Origin of the sequence: Kitasatospora sp. NPDC093558 (assembly GCF_040683475.1) — a bacterium.
Taxonomy (GTDB): domain Bacteria; phylum Actinomycetota; class Actinomycetes; order Streptomycetales; family Streptomycetaceae; genus Kitasatospora.
The window spans coordinates 31,379-42,606 of record NZ_JBFBDY010000012.1 but is presented as its reverse complement, the minus strand read 5'-3'; the positions used below and the strand labels follow the sequence as shown (position 1 = coordinate 42,606).

Annotated in this window: 14 protein-coding genes; 10 read left to right on the top strand and 4 right to left on the bottom strand. The window is 72.8% G+C overall.

Going from position 1 to position 11,228, the window contains the following annotated elements:
• Positions 1 to 67: 67 nt before the first annotated feature.
• Positions 68 to 616, bottom strand: a complete 549-nt coding sequence (locus tag AB0O00_RS03035; RefSeq protein ID WP_363648333.1) for a hypothetical protein — start codon at positions 614 to 616, stop codon at positions 68 to 70.
• Positions 617 to 872: 256 nt separating this feature from the next.
• Between AB0O00_RS03035 and AB0O00_RS03030 the strand changes: the two genes are divergently transcribed.
• Positions 873 to 1,877: a hypothetical protein gene (locus AB0O00_RS03030; protein ID WP_363648332.1), complete on the top strand. Its 1,005-nt coding sequence runs from the start codon at positions 873 to 875 to the stop codon at positions 1,875 to 1,877.
• A 20-nt stretch (positions 1,878 to 1,897) separates the two neighbouring features.
• Here the strand turns inward: AB0O00_RS03030 and AB0O00_RS03025 are convergent, their stop codons facing one another.
• Both AB0O00_RS03025 and AB0O00_RS03020 read right to left on the bottom strand, forming a co-directional pair.
• Entirely contained in the window at positions 1,898 to 2,485 is a 588-nt protein-coding gene (locus AB0O00_RS03025; protein ID WP_363648331.1) for an isochorismatase family protein, read from the bottom strand.
• Positions 2,486 to 2,746: 261 nt separating this feature from the next.
• Positions 2,747 to 4,063 (bottom strand): nicotinate phosphoribosyltransferase, encoded by a 1,317-nt coding sequence (locus tag AB0O00_RS03020; protein ID WP_363648330.1) that lies wholly within the window; start codon positions 4,061 to 4,063, stop codon positions 2,747 to 2,749.
• A gap of 152 nt (positions 4,064 to 4,215) precedes the next feature.
• Here AB0O00_RS03020 and clpS point away from each other — a divergent pair, with 152 nt between their 5' ends.
• The 7 genes from clpS to AB0O00_RS02985 all read left to right on the top strand — a co-directional run bounded on the left by clpS (position 4,216) and on the right by AB0O00_RS02985 (position 9,184).
• The gene (gene clpS / locus AB0O00_RS03015; protein ID WP_280680041.1) at positions 4,216 to 4,509 is read left to right on the top strand and encodes an ATP-dependent Clp protease adapter ClpS; all 294 of its coding nucleotides are present in this window, start codon (positions 4,216 to 4,218) and stop codon (positions 4,507 to 4,509) included.
• 70 nt (positions 4,510 to 4,579) lie between these two features.
• Positions 4,580 to 5,152 carry a DUF2017 domain-containing protein gene (locus tag AB0O00_RS03010; RefSeq protein ID WP_363648329.1) on the top strand — a complete coding sequence of 191 codons (573 nt, stop codon included), beginning with the start codon at positions 4,580 to 4,582 and terminating at the stop codon, positions 5,150 to 5,152.
• A gap of 310 nt (positions 5,153 to 5,462) precedes the next feature.
• Positions 5,463 to 6,917 (top strand): amino acid permease, encoded by a 1,455-nt coding sequence (locus AB0O00_RS03005; RefSeq protein WP_363648328.1) that lies wholly within the window; start codon positions 5,463 to 5,465, stop codon positions 6,915 to 6,917.
• Between the two features lie 124 nt (positions 6,918 to 7,041).
• Positions 7,042 to 7,473, top strand: coding sequence for a M67 family metallopeptidase (locus AB0O00_RS03000; protein ID WP_363648327.1), 432 nt, complete (start codon positions 7,042 to 7,044; stop codon positions 7,471 to 7,473).
• Between the two features lie 150 nt (positions 7,474 to 7,623).
• Positions 7,624 to 7,743: a putative leader peptide gene (locus AB0O00_RS02995; RefSeq protein ID WP_326846449.1), complete on the top strand. Its 120-nt coding sequence runs from the start codon at positions 7,624 to 7,626 to the stop codon at positions 7,741 to 7,743.
• 112 nt (positions 7,744 to 7,855) lie between these two features.
• Positions 7,856 to 8,134: a MoaD/ThiS family protein gene (locus AB0O00_RS02990; RefSeq protein WP_363648326.1), complete on the top strand. Its 279-nt coding sequence runs from the start codon at positions 7,856 to 7,858 to the stop codon at positions 8,132 to 8,134.
• 81 nt (positions 8,135 to 8,215) lie between these two features.
• Complete coding sequence (locus tag AB0O00_RS02985; protein ID WP_363648325.1) at positions 8,216 to 9,184, top strand: cysteine synthase; 969 nt, start codon at positions 8,216 to 8,218, stop codon at positions 9,182 to 9,184.
• 31 nt (positions 9,185 to 9,215) lie between these two features.
• On the opposite strand, the gene AB0O00_RS02980 is transcribed toward AB0O00_RS02985, so the two are convergent.
• Positions 9,216 to 9,728, bottom strand: coding sequence for a type II toxin-antitoxin system PemK/MazF family toxin (locus AB0O00_RS02980; protein WP_363648324.1), 513 nt, complete (start codon positions 9,726 to 9,728; stop codon positions 9,216 to 9,218).
• Positions 9,729 to 9,996: 268 nt separating this feature from the next.
• Here AB0O00_RS02980 and AB0O00_RS02975 point away from each other — a divergent pair, with 268 nt between their 5' ends.
• Positions 9,997 to 10,182: a MerR family transcriptional regulator gene (locus AB0O00_RS02975; RefSeq protein WP_363648323.1), complete on the top strand. Its 186-nt coding sequence runs from the start codon at positions 9,997 to 9,999 to the stop codon at positions 10,180 to 10,182.
• A gap of 208 nt (positions 10,183 to 10,390) precedes the next feature.
• Positions 10,391 to 11,137, top strand: coding sequence for an MBL fold metallo-hydrolase (locus tag AB0O00_RS02970; RefSeq protein WP_363648322.1), 747 nt, complete (start codon positions 10,391 to 10,393; stop codon positions 11,135 to 11,137).
• Positions 11,138 to 11,228 lie beyond the last annotated feature (91 nt).

Sequence of the window (11,228 nt, the reverse complement as noted above, 5' to 3'; positions counted from 1 at the left end):
GCCCGCGGTCCGGTGCGGCCACGCCCCGGGGGCGCGCTGTCCGGGGCGTGGGGGGATTGACGGTCCGTCAGTGGTGCGGGCGGGCCTCCGCGGGGGAGATCCGGTCGTCCGCGGCGGTCCTGCGTTCGGTCTGGGCTGGGAAGGTCTCGATGGCCCGCCGGCGGGCGAGCTGCGCGGCGGCGGCCGCGGCGGCTCCGGCGGCGCTCGCGGCGGCGTTCACGGCGGCCGTGGATCCCGCGCCTTCCTCGCAGGAGCGGGGCGGGCGCGCGTTCGTGACGCGCCGTCGGCGGCCGAGGGCGGTGCGCGCGGCGTGTTCCTCGGCCGCCTGTCTCGCCGCCAGATAGGCCTGGACGGCGGCCATGCCGTAGACGGGCTGGATGAGCTGGTGGCCCTTGAAGAAGGGTCTGGCGGGGGCGAAGCCGGCGGCGACCACGAGGTCGCGGATCTCCGCTATCTCGGCTTCGCTGCGGGCGGTGAAGCGGACCTCCCACCCCTTCTTGTACGTATGGCCCTGTTCGCCGCTGCGGCGGGCCGGGTCCGGGCGGCGGACGTATCCGGGCAGGCGGCCGAGGCGGAGTTGGGCCGCGCGGAGGCCTGCGGTCTCGTCACGTGACATGACGTAAGCCTAGGCAATCCGGCGGGCGCGAGTGACGCCTGGAGGGTGTCTCGGCGTATGCCTTTGGTCACCCTCGGTCAGACGTCCTGGTAGCTGATCGTTTTCGATCAGATAGGACAAGCATATTGGCATCCATTACTCCGAAAGAGTGAGGGTATGGGGACTTTAGTGCGGGCTGGTCCCGGTTTCGCGACGGTTGCGTAACAGTGCGTCAGGCAGCGGCTCGCAGGTCCGGGCGGTTGGGGATGGTGTCGGCATGACCTACCGCATCCCCTCGCCGCCGCCGTCCCTGGAGGAGCTGGCGAAGCGTCAGCAGAACGTCGTCACCGCGAGCCAGCTGCGCGCCCGGGGCGTGCCGGCCCGCGTCATCACCGAGCACTGCCGCCGGGGCGGCCCCTGGCGGCGCGTCCTGCCTCGCGTGTACCTGCTCCAGGTTGAGGAGCCCACGCCGGAGCAGCGGATGTGGGCCGCGCTGCTGTACGCGGCGCAGAACGGCCGGGAGGAGGGCCGCCGCGAGGGAGCGGTGATCACGGGCACGGCCGCGCTTGCGCTGTACGGCTTCGCCGCCGTGCCGAGGCTGCCGGCCGTCACCGGGGTGGACGTCCTGGTGCCCCGTCAGCGCCGCCTGAAGGACGTCGGGGAGGTGCGGATCCTGCGCACCGAACGGGAGTTGGTGGCCCGCTCGGTGCACGGCCTGGCCTGTGCGCCGGTGGCCAGGGCGGTGGCCGACGCGCTCTGCGAGTGGACGGCGGGCGGGATGGCCCCGGCGCCGGTCCGCGCGGTGCTGCGGGAGGCCGTCACGCGGCCCGAGGGCCGGTGCACGGTGCGGGAGTTGGCGGCCGAGCTGGCCGAGTCCGGGCTGACCGCCGAGCCGCGGGTGCGGGCCGCGCTGGACGAACTGCTGGCCGCCGAGCGGGAGTCGGTGCTGGACCGGCTCGGCGCGCTGGTGGACGAGTGGCTGCTGCCCGTCCCGCTGGCCGGCCCGGAGCTGCGGATGCGCGGCGGCACGTACATCGCCGTCCCGGACCTGTACTGGCCGGAGCGCGGCGTCGCGGTGGAGGTGGACTCGGACCTGCGCTGCGTGAGCGAGGGCGAGGCCGCGTGGGTGCGCGGGGGCCAGCACCGGATGGAGTACCTGGGGATCCGGGTGGTCTACGTCAGCGGGGCGCGCCTGGCCGCCGACCCGGAGGCGGTCGGCGGCGAACTGCGCGAGGCCTTCCGGGAGGGCGGGACGGACGTCGTGGAACTGCTCCTCGCCTAGAACCGGTCAGCCGGGACGCGTCAGCGCACGACCGGAGTGCCGACCAGCTCGACCCCGGCCGCCCGGAGCTCCTCCAGCGCGGCGGCGGTGGTCTGCGCCGCCACCCCGGCGGTGAGGTCCAGCAGGACGCGGGTGGTGAACCCGGCCCTGGCCGCGTCAAGCGCGGTGGCCCGGACGCAGTGGTCGGTGGCGATGCCGACCACGTCGACCTCGTCGACCTGGCGTTCGCGCAGCCACTCGACCGGACCGCGTCCGTTCTCGTCCAGCCCCTCGAAGCCGCTGTACGCGGCCGAGCGGGCGCCCTTGTCGAAGACCGCCTCGACCGCGCCGGAGATGACGGCGGGCGCGAAGTTGGGGTGGAAGCCCACGCCCTCGGTGCCGGCCACGCAGTGCGCGGGCCAGCTGGTGACGTAGTCCGGCTCGGCGGAGAAGTGCGCGCCCGGGTCGATGTGGTGGTCGCGGGTGGCGAGGATGTGGTGGTAGCCGGGGGTGGACTCGGCGATCAGGTCGGTGATGGCGGCGGCCACCTCGGCGCCGCCGGCGACGGCCAGGCTGCCGCCCTCGCAGAAGTCGTTCTGCACGTCGACGACGATCAGTGCCCGGTGCATGGCTCGCATCCTCGGAATGTGGGGGGCGTCCGGTCGAAGCGGTGCCCCGGTGGTGGGGGTCCCCGGGAGCGCCCGGCCCGCGGGCGGGTGAGCGCGCGCGGATCGTTCGCGGGGCGTACGCCTCGCCGCCCGGCTCGACCGGCCGTCACGGCGTACGCGGGGTGTTCCCGGGGACTCCATGGGAACTCTACGGCTGACTCTAGGGAGTGGCGCGCGGAGGCGGAAGGCCCGTGGTGCCCTCCGGCGCCCGGCGCCCGGGGCTCAGAGGAGCAGTTCGGTCGGCAGGACCGGGTCGCCCTTGGAGAGCTGAGTGGCCGACAGCGGCAGCGCGGCGCGGGCCCGGACGTGCCGCTCGCGGGCGGCCTCCAGCGGCTCGCGGCCGACGGTCTCGCCGGCCAGGACGAGCGGGACCTGCATCAGGTGCGGCTCCAGGTCGGCCGGTACGGGCCCGGTGCCGATCACCTCGGCCTCGGCGACGCCGTCCGCGTCGGGCCGGCGGGCGGCCCACTTGCGCCCGCCGATGCTGGTCTTGCCGCCGGCCGCGCGCTTGGCGACCGGCACCAGCGGCCCGTCCGGGGTCTCGGCGCGGGCGACCAGCTTGTAGACCATGGCGCAGGTCGGGTGGCCGCTGCCGGTGACGAGGCTGGTGCCGACGCCGTACCCGTCGACGGGGGCGGCGGCGAGCGCGGCGATCGCGTACTCGTCGAGGTCGGAGGTGACGATGATCCGGGTGTTCTCGGCGCCGAGCTCGTCGAGCTGGCGGCGGACGCGGTGGGCGAGCAGCGTGAGGTCGCCGGAGTCGATCCGGACGGCGCCGAGCTCGGGCCCGGCCACCTCGACGGCGGTGCGCACGGCCTCGCGCAGGTCGTAGGTGTCGACCAGCAGCGTGGTGCCCTTGCCCATGGAGGCGATCTGGGCCTGGAAGGCGTCGCGTTCGCTGTCGTGGACGAGGGTGAAGGCGTGCGCGGCGGTGCCGGTGGTGGGGATGCCGTGGGTGAAGCCGGCCTCCAGGTCCGAGGTGGCGGCGAACCCGGCCACGTAGGCGGCCCGGGCGGCGGAGACGGCGGCCCGCTCGTGGGCCCGGCGGGCGCCCATCTCGATGACCGGGCGGCCGCCGGCGGCGGCGGTCATCCGGGAGGCGGCGGCGGCGATCGCGGAGTCGTAGTTGAGGATCGAGAGGATGACGGTCTCCAGGATGACCGCCTCGGCGAAGGTGCCGGTGACGGTGAGCAGCGGCGAGCCGGGGAAGTAGACCTCGCCCTCCGGGTAGCCGTGGATGTCGCCGGTGAAGCGGTAGTCGGCGAGGTAACGGAGGGTCTCGTCGTCGACCACGCCCTGGCCGGCGAGCCAGTCCAGCTGGGCGGGCGCGAAGCGGAAGTCCTCGACCGCGTCGAGCACCCGTCCGGTACCGGCCATCACCCCGTAGCGCCGCCCGTTCGGCAGCCGCCGGGTGAACACCTCGAAGACGGAGCGGCGGTGCGCGGCCCCGCTGCGCAGGGCGGCCTGCAGCATGGTGAGCTCGTAGCGGTCGGTGAGCAGCGCGGTCGAACCGGCCGCGCGCACTGAAGTGGCGTCCATGACGATGATGCTACTACCACTTAGCGTCAGATTGACGATTTCTCGTGACCGGGCCGGGGCGAAATCGCCCGGGGGTCCCCCGGATGGCAGCATGGGCACTGGAAGCGCGTGGACGACGAGCGCGGGAAGAGCGCAGCGAGGAGGAGCCGGCGGTGAGTGTCGCGCCCGTGGAGATCGAGCGCCCGGAGGTCGAAGGACTGCCGGTGACGGAGCCCGACACCCCCTGGGTGACCATCGTGCACAACGACCCGGTCAACCTGATGAGCTACGTCCAGTACGTTTTCCAGGCCTACTTCGGGTACCCGAAGGACAAGGCCCGCAAGCTGATGATGGACGTGCACACCAAGGGCCGGGCGGTGGTCTCCAGCGGGTCCCGCGAGGAGATGGAGCGCGACGTCCAGGCGATGCACGGCTACGGCCTCTGGGCCACGCTGCAGCACGACTGACGTCCGGGCCCCACCGGGGATCCCCACGGGCGAACGACGACTGACGACGAAGACGGGCTGACCGATACAGATGGCTGGGTTGTTCGAGGGCACCGGTGGCGGGAGCGCGGCGATCGCGCTGGACGAGGTGGAGGCCTCCATCCTGCGCTCGCTGGAAGTGCAGATGCTGGAACTGATCGGACCCGGCCCGGGCGGGGAGAGTGCCGACCCGCTGGCGGCGCTGTTCGCCGAGGGGCCGACCGAGGCCCCCGCCGACCCGGCGCTGGCCCGGCTCTTCCCGGACGCCTACGGGGACCCGGACAAGCCGGCCGACTCGGAGGCGCAGGCTGCCGCCGCGGAGTTCCGGCGCTACACCGAGCTCGACCTGCGGGCCCGCAAGCGCGATGACGCGCTGCTCGTCGTCCGGTCGCTGGACGGCCTCGGCGGCGACGGCGTGCTCAAGCTGCCCGCCCCGGACTGCCTGCGCTGGCTCGGCGCCCTCAACGACCTGCGGCTCACGCTGGGCGCCCGCCTCGAAGTCACCGAGGAGGACGAGCAGGGCCTCTACGAGCTGCCGGACGGCGACGAGCGCAAGCCGCTGGTCATGGCGTACCTGTGGCTGGGCGCGCTCCAGGAGTCGCTGCTGGAGGCGATCGCGGACTGAGCGCCCTGCGCCGCTGAGCGCCTTGCGCCCCTGAGTGCCTCGCTTCGCTGAGCGCCTTGCGCCCCTGAGTGCCTCGCTTCGCTGAGCGCCTTGCGTCGCCCCGGTCGTCCGCCTGCGGTCGATCGTGCCTGATCAGGGCAGTGCCCCGGTTGATTTGTCCAGTATGTGGACGATCGGCCGGGGCATTCCCATGCAAATCGGGCGAACCATACCAGGCCATGCTCAAATAACGCTCAGATGGACACCGCTATCCGAACCCTGCGTGGTACGACTTCTCCACCCCACGAGACCCACCCAGGACGGTGCACCAATGGCCGAGCAGCAGTACGACCAAGTGGTCGACGCCACACCGGACGAGGAGGGTTACGAGCGGGGGCTCGGTGGTCGCCAGATCCAGATGATCGCGATCGGCGGCGCCATCGGCACCGGCCTGTTCCTCGGCGCCGGGACGGCGATCTCCAAGTCCGGCCCGAGCCTGATCCTCTCCTACGCCGTCGCCGGCGTGGTGATCTTCGCGATCATGCGGGCCCTCGGCGAACTGCTCACCTACCGCCCGGTCTCCGGCAGCTTCGCCGAGTACGCGCGCGAGTTCCTCGGCCCCTTCGCCGGCTACGTGACCGGCTGGACGTACTGGCTGTTCTGGGTCGTCACCGGCATGGCGGAGACCACCGCCGCCGCCGTGTACGTGAAGTTCTGGGCCCCCGGCTTCCCGCAGTGGGTCAGCGCGCTGTCCTTCCTCGTCGTCCTCTACGCGGCCAACCTGATCTCGGTGAAGCTCTTCGGCGAGATCGAGTTCTGGTTCTCGATGGTCAAGGTCACCGCCATCATCGGCATGATCCTCATCGGCATCGGCGTGCTCACCCTCGGCTTCAGCAAGGCCGGTGACACCGCGTCGATCACCCACCTGTGGCACGACGGCGGCTTCTTCCCCAAGGGCATCGGCGCCACCGTGATGACCCTGCAGATCGTCATGTTCGCCTACCTGGGCGTCGAACTCGTCGGCGTCACCGCGGGCGAGAGCGAGAACCCCGAGAAGACCCTGCCGCGCGCCATCAACACCCTGCCCTGGCGCATCGCGCTGTTCTACATCGGCGCCCTGGTGGTCATCCTCTCCCTCGTGCCGTGGACCGAATTCCAGCCCGGCGTCAGCCCGTTCGTCGCCGCCTTCGGCAAGATCGGCATCCCCGCCGCGGCCGGCGTCATCAACTTCGTCGTGCTCACCGCCGCACTGTCCTCCTGCAACTCCGGCATGTACTCCACCGGCCGCATGCTGCGCGACCTCGCGCTGCGCGGACAGGCCCCCGGGCAGCTCACCAAGCTCAACTCCCGCCGCACTCCCGCCTTCGCGATCACCCTCTCCTGCATCCTGATGGGCGCCGGCGTGGTGCTCAACTACCTCGTCCCGGCACGGGCGTTCGAGTACATCACCTCCGTCGCCACGGTCTGCGGCCTGTGGACCTGGGCGATGATCCTGATCGCCCAGATCCGCTACCGCAAGGCCTGGCAGGCCGGCCACCTCCCGGCCCCCACCTTCAAGGCACCCGGCGGCGCGTGGGTCAGCTGGGCCGCGCTCGGCTTCCTCGTCCTCGTCGTCATCCTGATCGGCTTCGACGAGGACAACCGGATCTCGCTCTACGTCTTCCCGGCCTGGGCCGTCGTGCTCGTGGTCGGCTACCAGGTGCTCAAGGCCCGCCGCCCCGAAGCCGTCCACGGCGTCGCGCACGACCACCTGCACGTCCCGGCCGCCGCCGACGAGACGCACTGACGAGACGCGCCGACCGCCGCCGACGAGACGCGCCGACGAGACGCGCCGACCGCCGACGGAACCGGGCCGACCGCTCCCCGGACGCCCCGGCAGGCACCTGCCGGGGCGTGGCTATCCTGACCGCATGCTGACCATCACCCGAGAACTGCGCGACCGGATCGTCGCCCACGCCCGCGCCGACCACCCGGACGAGGCCTGCGGCGTGGTCGCGGGACCGGCCGGCAGCGGCCGCCCGGAGCGGTTCGTCCCGATGCTCAACGCCGCCCGCTCGCCCACCTTCTACGAGTTCGACTCGGGCGACCTGCTCAAGCTCTACCGCGAGATGGACGACCGCGACGAGGAGCCCGTGATCGTCTACCACTCGCACACCGCGACCGAGGCCTACCCGTCCCGCACCGACGTCAGCTACGCCTCCGAGCCCTTCGCCCACTACGTCCTGGTCTCCACCGCCGAGGGCAACGGCCCCGACGACCCGTACCAGTTCCGCTCGTTCCGCATCGTGGACGGCGAGATCACGGAGGAAGACGTCCAGGTCGTCGAGGCCCACTCGGCCTGACCCGCACCCGCCCGGGCACGGCCCGCCGACTGTCACCGGACGGGCGGCGGGCCGCCGTCATCCCCGGCCGGTCTCACCAGGAAGAACGAAAACATCCGGATCCCGAGACGGACGTGTCGGAGCGGGGCCGGGAATCTATACGATGAGCCCATGCGTTCCGTCGATGTGAGCACCCAGGCCCCGGGCACCCGCCTCGTGGCGCGCCTGCACATCGACCTGTGCCGGCTCGCCAGTGCGATCTGTCCCGGCACGCCCGCGCGCTCGCGCTGAGCCGCCCACGCCCCACCGGGCCCGCAGCCGCAGGCCGCGCCGTGCCCCGGACCCTCCACCCCGCCGCGCCCGCTGCGGCCACCCACCTCACGACTCGCACAGGAGCGCACCCATGGCCATCGAGGTCCGCATCCCGACCATCCTCCGCACCTACACCGACGGCGCCAAGGCCGTCGAGGGCACCGGCAGCAACCTCGGTGAGCTCTTCACCGACCTCGACGCCCGCCACCCGGGCATCGCCGCCCGCCTGGTGGACGGCGGCGAGCTGCGCCGCTTCGTCAACGTCTACCTGAACGACGAGGACGTCCGCTTCCTGGAGGGCATCTCCACCGCCCTCGCCGACGGCGACAGCGTCACCATCCTGCCCGCCGTGGCCGGCGGCGCCCGCTGATCCCCCGCCCTCCCGGCCGTCCGCGCAGGCGACCGGGAGGGCGTCCTTCCCGACCCTCACCGCCGTGGCCGGAGGCCTCCCTTGCGTTACGACAGTCCGCTCGAAGCCGTCGGCAACACCCCGCTGGTCCGCCTGCCCCGGCTGTCCGCCGCCGTCCCCGGCAACGCCGAGGGCCTCGTCACCCTCTGGGCCAAGCTGGAGGACCGCAACCCCACCGGCTCCATCAAGGACCGCCCGGCGCTGCACATGATCGAGCGCGCCGAGGCCGACGGCCGGCTCACCCCCGGCTGCACCATCCTCGAACCCACCAGCGGCAACACCGGCATCTCGCTCGCCATGGCCGCCAAGCTCAAGGGCTACCGGATGGTCTGCGTCATGCCGGAGAACACCAGCGAGGAACGGCGCGAACTGCTGCGCATGTGGGGCGCCGAGATCATCTCCTCCCCGGCCGCGGGCGGCTCCAACACCGCCGTCCGGATGGCCAAGGAGATCGCCGCCGAGCACCCCGACTGGGTGATGCTCTACCAGTACGGCAACCCCGACAACGCCGGCGCCCACTACGCCGGCACCGGCCCCGAGATCCTCGCCGACCTGCCGACCGTCACCCACTTCGTGGCCGGCCTCGGCACCACCGGCACCCTCATGGGCGTCGGCCGCTACCTGCGCGAGAAGGTCCCCGGCGTGCGGATCGTCGCCGCCGAACCGCGCTACGACGACCTCGTGTACGGGCTGCGCAACCTCGACGAGGGCTTCGTCCCCGAGCTGTACGACGCCGAGGTGCTCACCACCCGCTTCTCGGTCGGCTCCGCCGACGCCGTCCGGCGCACCCGCGAACTCCTCCAGCAGGAGGGCATCTTCGCGGGCGTCTCCACCGGCGCCATCCTGCACGCCGCGATCGGCGTCGGCCGCAAGGCCGCGGCGGCGGGGGAGCGGGCGGACATCGTCTTCGTCGTCGCGGACGGCGGCTGGAAGTACCTGTCCACCGGCATCTACACCGCCGAGTCCACCGAGGCGGCCGTCGAGGCGCTGCAGGGCCAGCTCTGGGCGTAGTCCGCGCTCGGTTGATCGCTCGGTTGCCCGCTCAGTTGCTCTGGAGGGCCCGCCGGGCGCGGGCCCAGACCTGACGGTCCACCGTGCCGGCCCGGCGGCGGAAGGCCGACAGCGGCACGTGGCGCAGCTCGTCGGTCTCCAGCCAGCTGGTCCTGCCCTGGCTGTCGCCCACCGAACCGGGCGGCAGCGGCAGCACGCCCGGGCGTTCGGCGTGGTGCTTGCTGGTGATCTTCGCGACGGTGGCCGTCCGGCCGTCCACCCGCAGCACCAGGCAGGGGCGGTCCTTCGAGCCCGGGCCGTCCTCGAACGGCACCTCGGCCCACCAGATCTCCTGCGGCGCGGGCCCGGGACGGCCGGTGCCCGCCGGGCGCGGCCGGGGCCCGGTCGGACCGGCGGGGCGCGGGGCCGGACGCGTCGCGGGACGGGACGCCGGCCGGGAGCGCTTGACCAGCGCCGACACGACGGCCGCGAGGACGACGACGCCCGCGACCGCCAGGACCACCCAGATGCCAGTCATGCCGCTCATGCCGTTCGTGCCGTTCATGCGGCGAACCGTACCGGGCCCGTGGTGAACCCCACCACTGTGAGCGCTGTGACAGTTGAGTATTTGTCCGTGCGTTGCTCCCGGTTCGTCACGGATCGACCACCGCGCCCGATCTGTGCCGGGCCGCCGGGCGAGGATTGGCAGGCTGCCCTCACGAACGTCCGCCCCCGCCCCACCCGGAGGTGCCATTCATGAGTGAGCGCAGCGAGCGAATCATCGAAAGGTGCGTATGGGCGAATGCCCCTGCCGAGCGGAGCGAGGCGGGCGCATGAGTGACGAGCTGTGGTCGTACGCGGAGGTCGCGCGCCACATCAAGGTCCAGCCCGAGACCGTCCGCAGCTACCGCCGCCACGGGTTGCTGCCCGAGCCCGACGTCATCGACGGCAGCGGCCACCCCCGCTGGTACCCCGAGACCATCCGCGCCTGGGCCCGCAAGCGCCCCGGCCACCGCTGATCCGGACCCGATCCGGAGCCCGTCCGCGGCCCCTTCCCCGTGCCCCGGCGTTCTGGTGATTCCAGCCACAGCCCGGCACGGGGACGGGGGCAAAGTGCCGCTCCGCCCTTACTCTCGACAACGCGAACGCAGTGCTACCGACCGGTTCACCGGTCTGCCCTGCCTTTTTCCAGCAGCAGCCAGGACGTGTCGGGGCGGAGGGGCTCGGATGAAACTGACCGTGGTGGGGTGCTCGGGGAGCTTCCCGTCCGCCGACTCCGCGTGCTCCAGCTACCTCGTCGAGGCCGACGGCTTCAAGGTCGTGCTCGACCTCGGCAACGGCGCGCTCGGAGCCCTGCAGAAGTACACGAGTCTGTACGACGTCGACGCCGTCCTGCTGAGCCACCTGCACGCGGACCACTGCGTCGACCTGTGCGCCTACTGGGTCGCCCGCAACTACCGCGCCGAGGGCTGCCCCGACCCGATGCCCGTCTACGGCCCGGCCGGCACCGCCGAGCGGCTCGCCCGCGCCTACGACATGCCGGAGAACCCGGGGATGAAGGAGGTCTTCGACTTCCGCACCCTCACCCCGGGGGCCTTCGACCTCGGCCCGTTCCGGATCGGGGTCGCCCAGGTCGCCCACCCGGTGGACGCGTTCGCCTTCCGGCTCGAGCACGGCGGCCGGTCGCTGGTCTACTCCGGCGACACCGGCGAGAGCGCCGACCTCGTCGAACTCGCCCGGGACACCGACCTCTTCCTCTGCGAGGCCGCCTACGTCGACGGCCGCGACACCTACCGCGACGTCCACCTCAACGGCCGCGAGGCCGGCGAACACGCCGCCGCCGCCCGTGCCCGCCGCCTCGTCCTCACCCACATCCCCCCGTGGACCGACGCCGAGCACAACCGCCGCGACGCCGCCGCCGCTTACCCCGGCCCCGTCGACCTCGCCCGCCCGGGCGCCGTCTACGAGATCTGACCGGGCGCGACACCGCAACGCGAACGACCCCGCCCCGCCGCTCCGAGGAGGTGCGGCGGGGCGGGGTCGTCGGTGCGGGACGGCCGGGGCG